Below are 18054 nucleotides of genomic sequence, written 5' to 3'. Positions count from 1 at the left end.
CGATGACACGAGAGCAGGCACCACCAGGCGGACGTCCTCCCCTCTCCCTCTATGGCGAGGAGCTCGCCCCAGGCGCGCGCGTGGGAGGCTTCACCGTCGAGGAGGTGAGGCACCGGGGCGTGGTGGCGGTGCTCTACCGGGCGAGGGATGACCGGAGCGGTACGCCGATGGCGTTGAAGGTGATGCGGCCGCAGTACGCTTCGTCCGAGAGCGCGCTGCGCCGCTTCGACCAGGAGTGCCGGATGCTGGAGCAGCTCGCGCATCCGCACATCGTCCGGGTGCTGGAGTCAGGCGAGCTGCGCGACGGCCGGCCCTGGCTGGCGATGGAGTGGCTGGAGGGGCGAGACCTGGAGGCCGAGCTGGCCGCGCGCGGGCCCTTCCCGCCCCGCGAAGTGCTGAGGGTACTCGAGCCGGTGGCCTCCGCGCTCGGCGCGGCGCACGCGCTCGGCATCGTGCACCGGGACATCAAGGCGCAGAACGTGATGGTGCGCCCAGGCGAAGGAGGAGCACCCCACGTCACGCTGGTGGACTTCGGCATCGCCAAGCTGCTGGACCCAGGGCACCGGAGCATCGCGCTGACCACCACCGGGGTGACGGTGGGGACACCGGTAGCGATGGCGCCCGAGCAGATTCTCCGTGACCCGGTGGACGCACGCACGGACCTCTACGGGCTCGGGGTGCTGCTCTACCAACTGCTCACCGGGCGGCTGCCCTTCAGCGCCGGCAGCCAGGCCGAGCTGGAGGAGTTGCACCTGCATGCGCCACCGCCCGCGCCGAGCCACCTCGCCCCCGTGACTGGTGCGATGGACGCAGTGGTAAAGCGCTGTCTGGCCAAGCGGCCCGAGGACCGTTACCCAGACACGGCGACGCTGATGGAGGAGCTGCGGCGCGCGGTCGAGCCGTCGGTGGGGAGCGCGGGCCAGGCCCGGGGACTTGGGTTGTACCTGCGCGCCCGGCCCGAGTCGGGTGAGGACGCAGACGATGCCGCGCTCGATGCGCTCGACCGGGTGCTCGATACCGCGCGGGAGCGGCTTACCCGGTGGAGACTGGCCCTCATGGTCGAGGGCGCGGACTTCCTGCTGGCCGCCACGCCCGTGCCCGCGGAAGCAACGGCCTCCCGCGCCCGGAGACTGGAGGTCCTCGCATCAATCGGCACGTTGTGGCCGGAGCTGGAGCGGCTCGTGGCCGGCGCGGGCCTCCATCTCGAAGCGATACTCCACGTGGCCGAGGCAGTAGTGGAGCCGGGCCTGGCGGGAGAGCCGCAAGTGGTGGATGGGCCCCTGCTGCGCGAGGGGAGATGGACAACGGGCGCGGGACGGGCAGGCGTGTTCGTCACCCGCGAGGTGCTCGAGGGACTCACGCCAGCGCCGGAGACTCGCCCGGTGCCTGGGCACGAAGCACTGGCCGAGCTGGTCAGGGCTTGAGGTTGTGCCGGCGCATGAGCCGGTAGAAGTAGACGCGATCCATCTGCGCCTCGGCGGCGGCCTGGGCCACCTTGCCCTGGTGCCGCTCCAGCAGCGTCTGGAGGTAACGCCGCTCGAACTCGTCGATGGCACGCCGCCGCGCCTCCGGATAGGGCAGCGCCGAGAGCGACGGCGGCACGTCCCACGCCGGTCCATCTTCCTCGCTCAGCGGCAGGGCCTCCTCGAAGACGAGACAGCGCTCGAGGTAGTTGCGCAGCTCGCGCACGTTGCCGGGCCAGGCGAACTGCCGCAGCCGCGAGATGAACTCAGGCGTGCGCAGCGGTTCGAGCCGCTCCGGGTCCGCGCCCGCGCTGGTAAGGAGTTGCTCGGCGATGACGGGGATGTCCTCGGGGCGCTCGCGCAGGGCGGGCAGGGAGATGCGCACTACGGCGAGACGGAAGAAGAGATCCGAGCGGAACCGACCCGCATTCACCTCGGCGCGCAGGTCGCGGTGGGTGGCGGCGATGATGCGCACGTCCACCGGCACGTGCGTGTTGGAGCCCACGCGGCGGATCTGCCGCTCCTCCAGCACCCGCAAGAGCTTGGCCTGAAGCTCCAGCGGTATCTCACCAATCTCGTCGAGGAAGATGGTGCCCCCCTGGGCCTCCTCGAAGGCGCCGATGCGCCGGGTGGCCGCGCCGGTGAAAGCGCCTTTCTCGTGGCCGAACAGCTCACTCTCCAAGAGGTTGGCGGGGATGGCGCCGCAGTCGACGATGAGGAAAGGCTTGTCGCGACGGGTGCTGGCCTGGTGGATGGCCTGAGCCGCCTGGCTCTTGCCGGTGCCCGTCTCGCCCTCGAGCAGCACGGTGGCGTCGGTGCCGGCGGCGCGCTCCATGCGGGCGAAGCAGGCGCGCATGGCCACCGAGGTGCCCACGAGGGTGCCGAGCCGCGTCGTCTCGGAGAGGGTCAGCTTGTTGCGCTCGGTGCTGAAATCGAAGCGCACGGTGGCGCGCCCCAGCCGCAGCAGGCTGCCGCCGCGCAGGAAGGACTCCACCACCTGCACCCCATCCACGACGACACCGTTGAGGCTGTCCAGGTCTCGCACCCGAGCGCCGTCCTTGCCGATGCGCACTTCGCAGTGGAAGCGCGACACCGTCTCCTCGTCGAGCACCAGGTCATTCAACGGGTGCGAGCCAATGGAGCAGCGGTCCGCGCCCGACTCCCACACGGAGCCTTGCGCCGGACCTTCGACGACAGTGAGGCGGAAGCGGCGCACCGAGGCGGATTCGGAGCCACGCCGGGCCCCATGAGGGCGGGTCACCTGGAGCCCTCCCTCCACCGTGTCCGTACCGGGAACCTCCTCCTCCTTGCGGTCCGTCGCGCTCATCCGCGGCAAACTACCATGGGCCTTTGCCCCCGGGCGGACAGGCACTCGGACTCCCTCCTGGCCAACGGAGCTTCCCCGCTGCCTCTGCCGCCCCAGGTCCAAGCCGACGGCGAGATGGGACGGACCGCTCCGTGACTAGCTTTGGAGGCGAGGAGGAGTGCCATGGAACATTCGACCCGACGCATCCTCGCTGGGGTGGGAGTGGGGCTTCCGCTCGTGGCCCTGGGCGCCCGGCTGTGGAGCAGCCAGGGTGCCACGCCCCGCATCCGGGATGAGCGGGGACGACCGGTGTCCGAGGGAATCGCCTCATTGGAGCAGGTACGGCTCGGGGGCGTGGAGCAGTGGCTGCTGCTGCGCGGGCGAAGCATCCTCAACCCGCTGCTGCTCTTCCTGTCGGATGGCCCGGGCGGCTCGGAGATGGCCTGGGTGCGCCACTTCAACGCGCCACTGGAGGACCACTTCCTCGTCGCGCAGTGGGACCAGCGTGGCGCCGCCAAGTCCTACTCCGCCAGGAAGGACCGGGACGACCTCACCGTGGACCAGTTCGTCTCGGACGCCAGCGAGCTGCTCGAGCTGCTGACGAGCCGGTTCTCCCAGCAGAAGGTGTTCATCGTAGGCCACGCGTGGGGCAGCATCCTCGGCGTGCTGCTGGCACAGCGCCGCCCCGAGCGCATCCGCGCGTATGTTGGCACGGGCCAACAGGTGAACTTCCTGGAGAACGACACCCTCAGCCACCTGCGAGCCTACGAGCTGGCGCTGCGGTACGCGGACCACAAGGCCCTCGCCCGGCTGGCGCGAATCGGCCCGCCCCCCTACACCGGCCCGGACATGGCCCAGCGATACCTGACGCTGTTCTCGCTGGCGAGCCGCCACGCCGGACGTAGAGGACTGCTGCCCGAGCTGCTCTCCTCGGTGCTCACAGCCCCCGAGTACTCGCTGCGAGACAAGATGCACTTCTTCCTCGGGATGAGGGAGACCTTCTCACGGGTGTACCCGCAGCTGGCCGGGCTGGACTTGGAGGCGCAGGTGCCTCGGCTGGAGGTGCCCGTGTGGTTCCTGCTCGGGCGCGAGGACTACGTGACGCCCTCGGAGATTGCCGTGCGCTACTTCGACAAGTTGGAGGCGCCGAGCAAGACGCTGCTCTGGTTCGAGCACTCCGGGCATTCGCCACCGTTCGAGGAGCCAGGCAAGTTCAACGCCATCCTCAAGCAGCAGGTGCGCGCCGTGGTCGAGGCGCAGCCTGAAGCGCTGCTGCACTGAGGCGAGGCGCCCGCTACTGCTGTTTGGCCGAGCGGCGCACGTCGTTCACCAGGCGGTGCGCGTGCCGCGTCGTCTCTGGCTCGCGGTAGCGGGACGTCACCCGCAGGACCAGCTCGACCGCAGTGGGCAGGTCCATCATGTGCCCCGGCGAGACGTAGACGGGCAGTACGTTGGGGCGCGTGCGCACCGCCATGCCCACGACTTCACCCGCGTGGGTAATCTCCGCCATCGAGCCGCGCTCGGAGCCCAGCGGCCCGTGCCCACCCACCAGCAGCGATTTGGCACACCCGATGGAGGGCACGCCGAACAGCAACCCGCCATGGCACGCCAGCCCGAAACGCCGGGGGTGAGCCGTGCCCTGCCCGTCGAAGATGAGCACGTCCGGCCGCACGAGCAGCCGGGCCCACGCCTCGGACAGCACCGGCAGCTCTCGGAAGGACAGCAGCCCCGGGACATACGGGAAGAGCAACTTCACCGCGGCACTCACCTGGGCCATCGGCGCCAGCGTGCCCGCGTCCAGCACCACGAGGCCCCCGTACGCGGTGTCCTCACCACGGCTCATGGAGATGTCCGCACCGGCCACCCGCTCCACCTTCATCCCTGGGGGCGGACGAAGAATGAGGCGCTCTCTCAGCTCGCGCTGCAGCGCCACCGCCTGTTTCGGTGAGAGGTTCCATCCATGCAGGGGCACGAGCTCCATCCACCCTCCGAGGCCGTACGCGAGCCTCCTTCCAGAGTTGGCCGCGCCATATGACCTGGGAGATTAGCCCGCTGCATATCCCCAACACCACCGTGAACGTCACACCTCGACGAACCGCGTGCCGGTGAGGCCCTCTGACTCCATGGCCTGCTTGAGGTCCTCGGAGATGATGAGGGCCACTGTCCAACCCCAGGGCCGGAAGATGCGGGCATCGCCCACCTTCGCCGGGTCGATGCGCATCCACTCGTGGGGCAAGGCTCCGAGCACCACCGAGAGCGCTCTCCTCATGTCCTGGCGAGCATGCACGAGCGCCCGTTGCCCCACCAGGGAGCCGGGGGAGGTAGACTCCTGCGGCCCGTCGGCTGCGCCCCCCTGACGCGCCCGGGCCAGCGGGAGGAGACCATGGCGGAAGCGATGCGACAGGAGCAGGTGGCGGAGTCCCATTCGGACACTCCCGCCCGACCGGAGACGCTCCCGAGCGCCCAGCCCCCCACCACGCCCGAGCCCCTGCGCGTCGGCGCCCCAGCGGTGTCCGCGGGAGGCGTGCCGGCGGTGGTGTCCGCGATGAAGCACGCCTGGGGCGAGATGGGGCCGGTGCGGGGCACCCAGGCGCTGCTGAAGGTGAACCAGAAGCATGGCTTCGACTGCCCGGGCTGTGCATGGCCGGATCCGAAGCACCGCACGCCCTTCGAGTTCTGCGAGAACGGCGCGAAGGCCGTCGCGGAGGAAGCCACCACGGCGCGCGTGACGCCGGACTTCTTCCGCAATTGGAGCCTGGTGGACCTGGCCGCGCAGACGGACCACTGGCTGGGCAAGCAGGGCCGGCTCACCCACCCCATGGTGCTGCGCGAGGGAACGTCCCACTACGCCCCCATCTCCTGGGATGAGGCCTTCACGATCATCGCCAGGGAACTCAACGCGCTCGGCTCGCCGGACGAGGCGTGCTTCTACACCTCGGGGCGCACGAGCAACGAGGCTGCCTTCCTCTACCAGCTCTTCGTGCGGCAGTTCGGCACCAATAACCTGCCGGACTGCTCGAACATGTGCCACGAGTCGAGCGGCACAGCGCTGATGGAAACCATCGGCATCGGCAAGGGCTCGGTGACGCTGGAGGACTTCGAGAAGGCCCAGGTCATCATCGTCATCGGGCAGAACCCGGGCACCAATCACCCGCGCATGCTGACGGCGCTCGAGGCGGCCAAGCGCCAGGGCTGCCGCATCGTCAGCATCAACCCCCTGCCAGAGCCTGGCCTGCAGCGCTTCAAGCACCCGCAGGCCATGCGCGGCATCCTCGGCTCGGGCACGCCGCTGGCGGACCTGTTCCTCCAGGTGCGCATCAACGGCGACGTGGCACTGCTGCAGGGACTGGGCAAGGCACTCCTGGCGCGAGAGGCAAAGCAGCCGGGCACGGTGGTGGCTCGGGACTTCGTGGAGGGCATGACGCTCGGCTACGAGGCCTACGCGGCCCACCTGGACACAGTGTCCTGGGAGGACGTGGTGGAGCAGAGCGGCGTGCCTCGCGAGCAGATAGAGACCGCCGCCGAGTGGCTCGCGGGCACGGACCGCATCATCTGGTGCTGGGCGATGGGCTTGACGCAGCACCGCAACGCGGTGGGCAACATCCAGGAGATCGTCAACCTGACGCTGCTGCGCGGAAGCATCGGCAAGCCGGGAGCTGGGGTGTGCCCGGTGCGCGGCCATAGCAACGTGCAGGGAGACCGAACGATGGGCATCTGGGAGCGGCCTCGGCCGGCGTTCCTGGATGCGCTGTCTCGGGAGCTCGCCTTCGAGCCCCCGCGCCACCACGGGCTCGACACGGTGGCCACCATCCAGGCGATGCACGAGGGCCGGGTGAAGGTCTTCTTCGCCATGGGGGGCAACTTCCTGTCGGCGACGCCCGACACCGAGCGCACCGCCGAGGCCTTGCGCCGCACGCGGCTGACGGTGCATGTGTCCACCAAGCTGAACCGGGCGCATCTCGTCACTGGGAAGCGGGCGCTCATCCTGCCGTGCCTGGGCCGCACCGAGAGCGACGTGCAGTCGGGTGGGCCGCAGTTCGTCACGGTGGAGAACTCGATGGGCATGGTGCACGCCTCGCGAGGCACTCTGGAACCGGCCTCGGAACACCTGCTCAGCGAGCCGGCGCTCGTGGCGAGGCTGGCGCGAGCGGTGCTTGGCTCGCGCAGCTCGGTGCGGTGGGAGTGGCTGGTGGAGGACTACGACCGCGTCCGTGACCTCATCTCGCGAGTGATTCCGGGCTTCGAGGACTTCAACCGCCGGGTGCGCGAACCGGGCGGCTTCGCGCTGCCCAACGGACCGCGCGAGGGCCGCTTCACCACGCAGAGCGGCAAGGGGCACTTCACGGTGCACGAGATGTCACGGCTGAAGCTCGAGCCGGGGCAACTCCTGATGATGACCATTCGCACGCACGACCAGTACAACACGACGGTGTACGGGCTAGACGATCGCTACCGGGGCATCCGCAACGGGCGGCGCGTGGTGATGCTGAATGCCGAGGACATGAAGGCGCTCGGCGTGGAAGCCGGACAGGTGGTGGACCTCACCAGCCACTTCGAGGGCGAGCAGCGCGTGGCGCGAAGGTTCGTGGTGGTGCCGTACGACATCCCGAGGCGGTGCGCGGCCACCTACTTCCCCGAGGCCAACGTGCTGGTACCGCTCGACAGCATCGCGGAGAAGAGCCGTACGCCGACGTCCAAGTCGGTCATCATCAGCCTCTCGCCCGCCGTGGACCTGCCCGCGCTGGCGGCCTCCGTGCCCTGACTCAGCCGTTCTCCAGCACCCGCACCACGATGCCCGTGATGTTGTCGGTGCCTCCCCGGTCGTAGGCTTCAGCGACGAGCCGCTCGGCCATCTCCTGGGCCGAGCCCCCCTTGGCCAACAAGGGAACCATCACCTCCGGAGACACAGGCTCATACAAGCCATCGCTGGCGAGGACCAACACATCCCCCGGCTGCACAGTCACGCGGCAGCACTCGGGATCGACGCTGGCCTCCATCCCCACCGCCCCCGTCAGCGAGTTGCGGTGCATCAGCGCGAAGGGGTTGCTCGTGTCGAGCCCCGCCTCCTCCATCTCCGCGAGCACCGTATGGTCCCTCGTGAGCCGCCGCAGCAACCCACCGCGCACCAGGAACGTGCGGCTGTCCCCCAGGTTGCACACGACGGCGTCACCGGCACTCAACAACACCGCGGTGATCGTCGAGGCCATCATGGACAGCCGGCCACTCTGACGCACGTGCACTTCGTGGTGGGCCAGGCGTACAGCCCGGACGATGAGGCTCTCAGCCCCACCACTCAACTCCGCGGGGACCGGTGTGGCGGGCTGTGGCTGGCCCTCCTGAGAGGTCAGAAAGTCGGCCACCGTGCTCAGCACGAGCTGACTGGCCACCTCACCGCCCTCGTGGCCGCCCAGCCCATCCGCAACCGCAAAGAAGCCTAGCTCCGGCTTCTGGCAGTAGGAGTCCTCGTTGTTCGGCCGGCGGCCCACGTGCGTGGCCGCTCCACTGTCGATTCGAGACATGGCGGGCCCGGGAAGTGTCGAGAGAAAGATGCGCATCCCTCGGGCGAGTCTCGACGGGTACGGGCGCCGGGCCAAGGAGATAACGCTTCCCTGGCCTCCTGCTCCCCAGGCGCGGGAGCCTCCCCGCGCCCGGGTACCTCACCCCCTCACGGCGCCGGAGCGACGGTGGGCTTCGGCTCGGCCTTCTGGGCCGGCTTCACCTCGGGCTGCGGCGCCGGCTTCGCCTCTGCGGGCTTCGGCTCCGCGGGAAGCGCCAGGCGCGAGCCGGTGTCCCGCACGATGTGCCGGTACCACGAGTCCGGGTACTTCGGGTGGTTCACCTTGCCCATCTCGTCGCGCACGTTGCCGTCGATGTACTTCACGAGCAGCTGCTCACCCAGCTTGCGCCAGCGGGTATGGACCTTGTCTCCCTGCTGCGTCGAGTACTCGGTGAGGTAGGTGCGCGCCTGCTCGGGCGAGCTCTTGTACAGCTCCATCGCGGCCTTCTCGATGTCGGCCTGGTCGGCGAGGAACTGGCCCTCCAGCTCGCCCTGCGCCTTCTGGACGTCGACGATCATGTCACTCCAGCGCGAGTAGGCCTGATTGGACACCCAGTTGAACACCCAGAAAGACGAGTCCCAGGAGAACTCGCCACGGCTGGCCACGCCGGTGGCGAAGTTCTTCGGCGAGCTGCGGATGCCCGCGTACATGGGCGTGTACACGGTGGTGAAGGTGTCATCCACGCCGAACCAGAGCACGCCGCCGATGGGGCCCGGCATCCACGAGCGCATCTGCGCCACGAAGGAGAAGCCCGTCTGCTGCGTGGAGATGGCGCGCTCGTGGAGGTACTTCTTGCCGTCCACCTCCCACGTCATCGGGCGCCAGCGGTAGGGCACCGAGTACGGCCCCGCCCCCACGTCCTTGGACATGTCCAGCGGCGTGCCCTCGAAGTGGTCACGCATCAGGGCCATGATGTCCTGCACGGCCAGCTTCTTGTCTGGCTTCACCCAGAGGGGCAGGCGCTTGTTGGGCGCCGAGCCATCCACGAAGTCCGCGCCCAGCCCGGCCGACGGCGCCGCGCGGCGGAAGATGCTCCACACGCGCGCCTCGGCGAAGCGCACGCTCTCGAAGTCGAGCGGGTGATAGGTGTCCGCGAAGCTGAAGTCCTTGTCCGCCCCGGTGAACCAGCCCTTCTCGCGTGCAAAGGAGACGACGTCCGGCGAGAAGACGGCGTTCTCCGCGTCGTTGAGCGGGAACTGGCGGATGCGCGCCTGGTTGGCGTGCGCCGACAGGTAGCCCTCGGGCAGCCGGCGGGCCACCCACACCGCCCCCTTCTTGCCCGCGCCCTTGCCGATCATCTCCAGGATCCAGACCTCCTTCGGGTCCGCGATGGAGAAGGACTCACCGGTGGAGGCATAGCCGTACTCGGCAACCAGGTCGGTCATGACCTTGATGGCCTCGCGAGCCGTCTTCGCACGCTCCAGGGCGATGTAGATGAGCGAGCCGTAGTCGACGATGCCAGCCGGGCCCTCCAGCTCCTTGCGGCCGGTGAAGGTGGACTCACTGATGGCGAGCTGGTGCTCGTTCATGTTGCCCACCACCGTGTAGGTGACGGGGGCTTCCTTGATGCGGCCGAGGAACTTGCCCGTGTCCCACTCGATGATGTCCCGCATGGCGCCAGCCGGGTTGCGGCGCGCGGGGGTGTAGTACAGCTCGCCGTACAGCTCGTGCGAGTCCGCGGAGTAGGTGATGAGGGTAGAGCCGTCAGTCGTGGCGCTCTTGTTGACCAGCATGCTGGTGCAGGCGAGCGCAGCGGGAGCGACCAGTCCCGCCGAGACGGCCAGGGCCGGGAGGAACTTCGTCAAGGGTCGGATCATGGCGGCGGATGCTATCAGGGCTCTCTTGGATGCACCCCTTTCCTGATGCCGCGAGCCTCCCGCCCGGCAAGCAGGGAGCCGGGCGGCTGGTGCCCTCAACGCGGGCACGGCCTAGCTTTTGGAAGGTCGGGTAGGGACATGCAACCTGAGCTTCCCACGGGAACACGCCCCCTGCGGGGGGACGAGCGGCGGCGCAAGGTGGCCCAGCGCCGCGTCGAGGAGCTGCGCGATCTCATCAACGCGCATGACTACCGGTACTACGTGCTCGACAGCCCCGAGGTCAGCGACGCCGAGTACGACGCGCTGATGCGCGAGCTGCGCCAACTGGAGACGGAGTTCCCCGAGCTCATCCTCCCGGAGAGCCCCACCCAGCGCGTGGGTGCCAGGCCCAGCAAGCTATTCGCCCCGGTGCAGCACCGGGTACCGATGCGCTCGCTCGACAACGCCTTCTCCGCAGAGGAGCTCGCCGCCTGGGCCGCTCGCGTGGAGCGGCGCCTGGGCGCCCGGACGGACTGCGTGTGCGAGCTGAAGATCGACGGGCTGGCCGTCTCGCTCACCTACGAGGACGGTGTCCTGGTGCGGGCAGCGACCCGGGGAGATGGGCTGGTAGGCGAGGACATCACCGCCAACGTCCGCACGATACGCTCGGTACCCATGCGCCTGCGGGGCACCCAACGCCCGCGCGTGCTGGAGGTGCGGGGGGAAATCTACCTGCCCGTGAAGGCCTTCGAGCGGCTCAACGCGGAGCTGACCGCACGGGGCGAGCGGCCCTTCGCCAACCCTCGCAACGGCGCCGCGGGAAGCATCCGGCAGAAGGACCCGGCGGTGACGGCCTCTCGGCCGCTGCGGCTGTGGTGCTACGCGCTGGGGTTCACCGAGGGTGTCACGTTCTCCCGGCACTCCGAGTCCCTCGACCACCTCAAGCGCCTGGGACTGCCGGTGAACCCGGCCATGAAGCGGGTGCGCACGCTGAAGCAGGCCCAGGACTTCTGCGCGTACTGGCAGGAGCACCGCCACGACGTGGACTATGAGATCGACGGCGCGGTGGTGAAGGTGGACGCGCTCGACCAACAGCGCGAGCTGGGAGAGACGAGCCGAGCGCCGCGCTGGGCCATCGCCTTCAAGTTCCCGCCAGAGGAGCGGACCACCCTGGTGAAGAGCATCGCGGTGAACACGGGCCGGACGGGCAAGGTGACACCCTTCGCTGTGCTGGAGCCTGTACGGGTGAGCGGCGCCACGGTGACGTACGCCACACTCCACAATGAGGAGGAGGTCCACCGCCGGGATGTGCGCGAGGGAGACACCGTCATCGTCCGGCGCGCCGGCGAGGTCATCCCCGAGGTCGTCGGCCCCGTGCTCTCCAAGCGCCCAGCGGACGCGCGCCCCTGGCGCTTCCCGAAGAAGTGCCCCGCCTGCGGCACGAAGCTGGTCCGCGAGGAGGGTGAGGCCGACTGGCGCTGTCCCAACCACGCGAGCTGCCCGTCCCAGGCCGTCGAGTGGCTCTTCCACTTCGCCTCGCGCGGCGCCATGGACATCGAGCATCTCGGGTACATCACCGGCATGCAGTTACTGGAGCAAGGATTGGTGAAGGATCCGGCGGACATCTTCTTCCTCACCGCCGAGCAGCTCGGGCAGCTGCCCAACACCGGCGAGAAGTCCGTGAGCAATCTGCTGTCGGCCATCGAATCCGCACGGCACCGGCCTCTCTGGCGGCTGCTCGTGGGCCTCAACATCCGGCACGTGGGCCCGTTCGCCGCCCGGCTGCTCACCCAGAGCTTCCCGGCAATGGATGCGTTGCGTCAGGCGTCACTCGACGAGCTCCAGTCAGTGCAGGGCGTCGGCCCCCGGATTGCCCAGAGCCTCCACACCTGGCTCCAGCAGTCGGAGAACGTGCGGCTCCTCGAGAAGCTGAAGCGCGCGGGCGTCCAGCTCCAGGAGGAAGCCCCCGAGAAGCCCACCGAAGGCCCCTTGTCCGGCAAGGCCGTGGTCATCACCGGCGAGCTGGAGACCATGAGCCGCGAAGAGGCCACCCAAGCGGCCGAGGCTGCTGGAGCGCGTGTCACCTCCAGCGTGTCGAAGAGCACCGCCTTCGTGGTCGTCGGAGCGCGCCCGGGCAGCAAGTACGACAAGGCCCAGGCACTGGGCATCGAGACCGTGGACGAGCGGGAGTTCCTCCGCCGTCTGGGTGGGCGCCGCACGCTGCACTGAGTCCGGCTGTACGAATGCTCAGCCGCGCCGGGTGCGAAGTATGTCCTCCAACCTCATGGAGTGACAGGCAGCCGGGTGGATCTCCGAGACGACCCAATCCTCCAGCGACTGGTCATCGATGATGACCTCGGGCTTGGGCAGGAAGGCCCGGAAGCAGCCCTCGAGCCCCAGCTCCGCCGCCACCTTCCGGGCGTGCTCGGCACCGTGGCGGCTCCACAGGTACAGCCCCGCCCCCTTCTCCGCGAGCTCGCGCACCCGCACCACCATGCGCTCGTGGGAGACACGCTTGTCGGTCGTGCCGGGCACCAGGGTGTCCTCGGCGTCGAGGTAGATGGCCGTGGAAGGAACGACAGGGGAAGTCATGGCCCCGGAACAATGGCACTGGCTGGAAGGCTGTCCAGGGTGCCCCTCAAGGTTGCCCCCAGGGCATACGGGCGACTCCTCTACAATGGCTCGTCGCTCGCATGAGGGAAGGTTTTCGATGTGTTCCCGGAAGGCTCCCCGCACGGGCCCCTCTGAGAAGACAATCGAGGGAGCCAACCGTTGGAGAAGGTCACGATGAACGATTTCCAGTTCCAGGACATGCTGCCGCTCGGCAAGGACGAGACGCCCTACCGGCTGCTTACGAAGGACTACGTCTCCACCTTCGAGGCCGGCGGGAAGACCTTCCTCCAGGTCGCCCCCGAGGCGCTCACGCTCCTCACCCGCGAGGCCATGCGGGACATCTCCCACCTCCTGCGGCCCGGCCACCTCCAGCAGCTCGCGAACATCCTCCAGGACCCCGAGGCCTCGTCCAACGACCGCTTCGTGGCGCTCGAGCTGCTCAAGAACGCCAACATCGCCGCTGGCGGCGTGCTCCCCTCCTGCCAGGACACCGGCACCGCCATCGTCATGGGCAAGAAGGGCCAGTACGTGATTACCGGCGGCGGTGACGAGTCGGCCATCTCGCGCGGCGTCTTCGACACCTACCGCACCGCCAACCTGCGCTACTCGCAGATGGCGCCGCTCGACATGTACAAGGAGGTCAACACCAACAACAACCTCCCCGCGCAGATCGAGCTCTACGCCACCGACGGCGACGCCTACAAGTTCCTCTTCATGGCCAAGGGCGGCGGCTCGGCCAACAAGAGCTACCTCTTCCAGGAGACCAAGGCGGTCCTCAATCCGCAGAGCCTCCTGAGCTTCCTCGAGTCCAAGATCCGCTCGCTGGGCACCGCGGCCTGCCCGCCGTACCACCTGGCCATCGTGGTGGGCGGCACCTCGGCCGAGTTCGCGCTGAAGACGGCCAAGTACGCCTCGGCCCGCTACCTGGACTCGCTGCCCACCGAGGGCAATGCGCTCGGCCGCGGCTTCCGCGACGTGGGCCTGGAGCAAGAGGTGCTCAAGCTCACCCAGCGCACCGGCATCGGCGCCCAGTTCGGCGGCAAGTACTTCTGCCATGACGTGCGCGTCATCCGCCTGCCCCGCCACGGCGCCTCGTGCCCGGTGGCCATCGCCGTCTCCTGCTCCGCGGACCGCCAGGCGCTCGGCAAGATTACGAAGGACGGCGTCTTCCTGGAGCAGCTCGAGGCCGATCCGGCGAAGTACCTGCCGGAGACGAAGGACACGGACCTGTCGGGCGAGGTGGTGAAGATCGACCTGAACCGCCCCATGGCCGACATCCGCGCCGAGCTGTCGCGCTACCCCATCAAGACGCGCCTGTCCCTGTCAGGCCCCATGGTGGTGGCGCGCGACATCGCGCACGCGACCATCAAGGAGCGCCTGGACCGCGGCGAGGGCATGCCGCAGTACCTCAAGGACTACATGGTGTACTACGCCGGCCCGGCGAAGACGCCCGAGGGCTATGCCTCCGGCTCGTTCGGTCCGACGACGGCGGGCCGCATGGACGCCTACGTGGACCAGTTCCAGGAGCAGGGCGGCAGCTTCGTGATGCTGGCCAAGGGCAACCGCTCGCCGGCCGTCACCGCGGCCTGCAAGAAGCACGGAGGCTTCTACCTCGGCTCCATCGGCGGCCCGGCGGCGCGGCTCGCCAAGGACTGCATCAAGAAGGTGGAAGTGCTCGAGTACCCCGAGCTGGGCATGGAGGCCGTCTGGAAGATCGACGTGGTGGACTTCCCCGCCTTCATCGTCGTGGACGACAAGGGCAACGACTTCTTCGCGGACATCAACAAGCCCACGAAGAAGTCGTAAGCCTCACTCAGTGCTTCAGGCCCGCCACGTGCGTGGTGGGCATGTTCTCCAGCCCGTGCGCGAGCTGGAAGGTGTAGCGCACCCGGGGGGCCGACTTCGGGCCCCCCATCACCTTGAAGAGGAAGTAGCCGCGTTCCACGTTGTCCGGGTCCGTGGTCACCTGCACCTGGTGCAGGTCCGTGGTGTCGATCACCATCTCCCCCACCAGCCGCTTGCCCAGGATGAGCTGCACCACGGGCGAGCCGTTCTCCTCCGAGAAGAGCACCCAGTGGAGCGCCTCGGCGTCGTACAGCCAGGACTCCTCCGTGCCGATGCTGAGGATGCAGTTGGTGTGATCCAGGATCCAGTCCCAGAAGCGGTCGAAGGGGAGCGCCGCTCCCGTCTCTGTCTCAATCGCCATGCCCTCCACATAACCCAGGTCGGGGCTCCTTGGGGGAGGCGTGCGGTGGAAACTTCCCACCAGACTGGTGTCTGATGGCACCACCCCTCACCTGAAGGACAGCTCCCCCATGAACGCGCCCTCCGTGCCCATTGATCTCCAACGGGCGGCCCGGCTGGCCATCCTCGTGTCCGCGCTCGGCTACTTCGTGGACATCTACGACATGGTCATCTTCAGCGTGGTCCGCGCGCAGAGCCTGGATGCCCTCGGGGTGCCGGCCGCCGAGCGGATGAGCGCGGGCGTGCGGCTGCTCAACATGCAGATGGCGGGGATGCTCGTGGGAGGCGTGCTGTGGGGCATCCTCGGGGACAAGCGAGGACGGCTCTCCGTGCTGTTCGGCTCCATCTTTCTCTACTCGGCCGCCAACTTCGCCAACGCCTTCGTGCAGACGATGGAGCAGTACGCGCTGCTGCGCCTGCTGGCGGGCATCGGGCTGGCCGGCGAGCTGGGAGCGGGCATCACCCTGGTGAGCGAGCTGATGTCTCGCGAGTCCCGCGGGTATGGCACGACGCTGGTGGCCACCAATGGCGTGCTGGGAGCCATTGCCGCCGCGCTCGTGGGCAGCCGCATGGACTGGCGCACGGCGTACCTCGTAGGGGGCTGCCTCGGGTTCGCGCTGCTGTGCATGCGCATGACCGTCCATGAGCCCCGCCTGTTCACCGCGCTCCAGGAGCAGCAGGTGTCGCGAGGGAACTTCCTGCGGCTGCTCAAGCCGGGCCCGACGGCGCGGCGCTATCTCTCCCTCGTCCTGGCGGGTGTGCCTATCTGGTTCGTCATCGGTGTGCTCATTACCTTTGCGCCGGAGTTCGGACGGGAGCTGGGCATGAAGGAGCTGCCCTCCACTGCGCAGGCGGTGCTGGCCGGCAACGTGGGGACCGTGCTCGGGGACCTGGCCAGTGGCCTGTTCAGCCAGCTCACCCAGAGCCGCAAGCGAAGCGTGGCCCTCTTCCTCGCCCTGGGTGCCCTCTTCACCGGCGTGTTCTTTACCCTGGGTGGCAGCTCGCTCTGGTTCTTCTATACATGTTGTGCGGCCCTCGGCTTTTCCGCCGGTTACATGGCCGTACTCGTCACCATCGCCGCGGAGCAGTTCGGCACCAACCTGCGTGCCACCGCCGCCACCACCGTGCCCAATCTCATACGGGGCTCCACGGTGTTGCTCACCTCGGGGCTCCAGCTCGCCACGCCCGTCCTCGGACTGCGCGGCAGTGCCCTGTGCGTCGGTGGGCTCTCGCTGCTCCTCGCCTTCATTGCGCTGCGCGGCATTGACGAGACATTCGCCCGCGATCTGGATTTCTTGGAGGAGTGAGCCGTATGCCTTCGCATTCCGATGTCTTGGAAAGGGAGAGGAATAACAAGAACAAATAGAAATAGACGGAAGGGTTCCTCATCCTGAATATGGCTGGTGCTGCGCACAGCAGCCGTTGTGGTGCACCGACCTGACAAGGAACCCGAACGCATGCGCACTGTGAAGCTTGCCGCATCCCTCACTGCCGCTCTCTTGATGCAGGCCTGTGGAGGGTCCACCGCCGAAGAGCCGTCCAAGCTCGTCACGAGCACCGCCGCACTGACCTCCGCGGTCTCGCGCGGGTGCACCTTCACGCTCTCGTACAAGGAGGTCGCGCCTCCGTTCCCGCCCACGTACGTGCCTGTCGTCACCCGGCAGGCTTCCCCCAGTTGCCCGTGGGACACCGCGAGCGTGGATCTGCCGGGCTCGTACTCGGTTCCCCAGCTCTCGCTGGTCGCGAATGACCTCGGGCTCGCCGTTGGCTACACCAACAAGCACTCGCCGAGCGGTTCCGCTGGCACCTGGCTGGAGCTCCGGCACGTGGCCCCGGACACCCTGTCGGTGGTGCGCTCCTTCACCCTCTCGGCACACGTCAACTTCGGCACCGGCCGCGTCTCCAACAGTGAGCTGTCCATCCTGACGGATGGCACCACCCTGAAGGTCAAGGGCGAGAAGGCGGGTGTCATCCCGGGAGAGACCGGGAGCGGCTCCTACTTCGTCGCGACGTTCCCCGACTTCTTCACCAGCACCACCGCCCCCACCCTCAACGCCTCGACGGCTCCCGAGGTGACGAGCGCGGGCTCCTGGAGCGTCACCGGCAGCCTGGCCAGCGCGCGCTCGGTCCATACGGCCACCCTGCTCAACGGCACGGGCGACGTGCTGGTGGTGGGCGGCACCACCGCGGAGGTCTTCAACCCCTACAGCAACACCTCCACGCTCACGGGTGCGCCCATCTACGCGCGTAAGCAGCACACCGCGACCGCCATCTCCTCGAGCCAGGTGCTGGTCGCCGGCGGGTGGACCGGCTCCGACTGGAACAGCTCCTCGGAGGTGTTTGACCAGACCACTGGGACGTGGACCGCCACGGGCAGCATGAGCACGCCGCGCGGCAACCACACGGCCACCCTGCTCGACTCGGGCAAGGTGCTGGTGGTGGGTGGCACCTCCACCGCCACCTACGGGGCGACGAACACCGCGGAGTTGTTCGACCCCGCCACCAACACGTGGAGCCCGGCGGCCTCCGCCCCCACCGCTGCCTACCGCCACACCGCGACCCTGCTCTACTCGGGCAAGGTGCTGGTGACGGGCGGCGAGCTCTGGGGCACCGGCGCGCTCAGCACCGTGCAGGAGTACGACCCGGCCACGAACACCTGGTCGCTCATGTCGTCCATGCCGCGGTCGCGCACCGGCCACGTCGCCGTCCGGCTCTACTCGGGCACGGTGATGGTGCTCGGCGGCGGCCGCGACGAGGTGGACCTCTACTACCCGTACATGGCCACCCCATCGTGGTACCCGGGCCCCTCCGTTCCCTCCGCCGCTTCGGCTGTCAGCGCGACGCTGCTCTACTCGGGCGAGGTGCTGGTCACGCACTCCACCGGCCAGGCGTCGCTGTATGACCCGTCGACGAATTCCTGGCAGTCCGCGGGGGCGCTGACCGCGCCGCTCCAGGCCCATGCCGCGACGTTCCTGCACTCGGGTCAGGTGCTGGTCACGGGTGGCTCCACCTCCGGCTCCGACGTCACCACCGTGCAGCGCTACACGCGCTGAGCTGAAGCGGACCTGAAGCAA

The 18054-nt window shown here is 68.5% G+C and carries 14 protein-coding genes; 7 read left to right on the top strand and 7 right to left on the bottom strand.

The features are described from left to right. Nucleotides 1-2 precede the first annotated feature (2 nt). A complete protein-coding gene (locus OV287_RS02995) occupies nucleotides 3-1424 on the top strand; it encodes a serine/threonine-protein kinase (RefSeq protein WP_267532446.1) in 1422 nt (473 codons plus the stop codon). Here OV287_RS02995 and OV287_RS02990 read toward each other — a convergent pair. Beyond that, nucleotides 1414-2790 carry a sigma 54-interacting transcriptional regulator gene (locus tag OV287_RS02990; RefSeq protein ID WP_267532445.1) on the bottom strand — a complete coding sequence of 459 codons (1377 nt, stop codon included), beginning with the start codon at nucleotides 2788-2790 and terminating at the stop codon, nucleotides 1414-1416. The two genes, OV287_RS02995 and OV287_RS02990, sit on opposite strands and share 11 nt — an antisense overlap. A gap of 162 nt (nucleotides 2791-2952) precedes the next feature. Here OV287_RS02990 and OV287_RS02985 point away from each other — a divergent pair, with 162 nt between their 5' ends. Continuing rightward, the gene (locus OV287_RS02985) at nucleotides 2953-4050 is read left to right on the top strand and encodes an alpha/beta fold hydrolase (protein ID WP_267532444.1); all 1098 of its coding nucleotides are present in this window, start codon (nucleotides 2953-2955) and stop codon (nucleotides 4048-4050) included. A gap of 13 nt (nucleotides 4051-4063) precedes the next feature. Here the strand turns inward: OV287_RS02985 and OV287_RS02980 are convergent, their stop codons facing one another. Together OV287_RS02980 and OV287_RS02975 are read right to left on the bottom strand one after the other, a co-directional pair. Continuing rightward, nucleotides 4064-4750, bottom strand: a complete 687-nt coding sequence (locus tag OV287_RS02980; protein ID WP_267532443.1) for an endonuclease V — start codon at nucleotides 4748-4750, stop codon at nucleotides 4064-4066. 99 nt (nucleotides 4751-4849) lie between these two features. Beyond that, nucleotides 4850-5194 carry a hypothetical protein gene (locus OV287_RS02975; protein WP_267532442.1) on the bottom strand — a complete coding sequence of 115 codons (345 nt, stop codon included), beginning with the start codon at nucleotides 5192-5194 and terminating at the stop codon, nucleotides 4850-4852. On the opposite strand from OV287_RS02975, the gene OV287_RS02970 reads away from it, so the two are divergent. Then, a complete protein-coding gene (locus tag OV287_RS02970) occupies nucleotides 5165-7531 on the top strand; it encodes an FdhF/YdeP family oxidoreductase (protein WP_267532441.1) in 2367 nt (788 codons plus the stop codon). The genes OV287_RS02975 and OV287_RS02970 overlap by 30 nt on opposite strands. A gap of 1 nt (nucleotide 7532) precedes the next feature. Here OV287_RS02970 and OV287_RS02965 read toward each other — a convergent pair whose 3' ends face one another. After that, entirely contained in the window at nucleotides 7533-8288 is a 756-nt protein-coding gene (locus OV287_RS02965; RefSeq protein ID WP_267532440.1) for a PP2C family protein-serine/threonine phosphatase, read from the bottom strand. Nucleotides 8289-8434: 146 nt separating this feature from the next. Further along, nucleotides 8435-10144: a dipeptidase gene (locus OV287_RS02960; protein ID WP_267532439.1), complete on the bottom strand. Its 1710-nt coding sequence runs from the start codon at nucleotides 10142-10144 to the stop codon at nucleotides 8435-8437. A 138-nt stretch (nucleotides 10145-10282) separates the two neighbouring features. Here OV287_RS02960 and ligA point away from each other — a divergent pair, with 138 nt between their 5' ends. Then, nucleotides 10283-12352 carry an NAD-dependent DNA ligase LigA gene (gene ligA / locus OV287_RS02955; protein ID WP_267532438.1) on the top strand — a complete coding sequence of 690 codons (2070 nt, stop codon included), beginning with the start codon at nucleotides 10283-10285 and terminating at the stop codon, nucleotides 12350-12352. A gap of 18 nt (nucleotides 12353-12370) precedes the next feature. Here ligA and OV287_RS02950 read toward each other — a convergent pair whose 3' ends face one another. Continuing rightward, nucleotides 12371-12715 (bottom strand): HAD family hydrolase, encoded by a 345-nt coding sequence (locus OV287_RS02950; protein ID WP_267532437.1) that lies wholly within the window; start codon nucleotides 12713-12715, stop codon nucleotides 12371-12373. 195 nt (nucleotides 12716-12910) lie between these two features. Here OV287_RS02950 and OV287_RS02945 point away from each other — a divergent pair, with 195 nt between their 5' ends. Next, nucleotides 12911-14542 carry a fumarate hydratase gene (locus tag OV287_RS02945; RefSeq protein WP_267532436.1) on the top strand — a complete coding sequence of 544 codons (1632 nt, stop codon included), beginning with the start codon at nucleotides 12911-12913 and terminating at the stop codon, nucleotides 14540-14542. 7 nt (nucleotides 14543-14549) lie between these two features. On the opposite strand, the gene OV287_RS02940 is transcribed toward OV287_RS02945, so the two are convergent. Further along, nucleotides 14550-14942, bottom strand: a complete 393-nt coding sequence (locus OV287_RS02940) for a hypothetical protein (protein WP_267532435.1) — start codon at nucleotides 14940-14942, stop codon at nucleotides 14550-14552. Nucleotides 14943-15051: 109 nt separating this feature from the next. On the opposite strand from OV287_RS02940, the gene OV287_RS02935 reads away from it, so the two are divergent. Continuing rightward, complete coding sequence (locus tag OV287_RS02935; protein WP_267532434.1) at nucleotides 15052-16287, top strand: MFS transporter; 1236 nt, start codon at nucleotides 15052-15054, stop codon at nucleotides 16285-16287. A 150-nt stretch (nucleotides 16288-16437) separates the two neighbouring features. After that, the gene (locus OV287_RS02930; protein WP_267532433.1) at nucleotides 16438-18033 is read left to right on the top strand and encodes a Kelch repeat-containing protein; all 1596 of its coding nucleotides are present in this window, start codon (nucleotides 16438-16440) and stop codon (nucleotides 18031-18033) included. Nucleotides 18034-18054 lie beyond the last annotated feature (21 nt).

Origin of the sequence: Archangium lansingense, from assembly GCF_026626635.1 — a bacterium.
GTDB classification, from domain to species: Bacteria; Myxococcota; Myxococcia; order Myxococcales; family Myxococcaceae; genus Archangium; species Archangium lansingense.
This window is presented reverse-complemented; position numbering and strand designations above follow the sequence as displayed.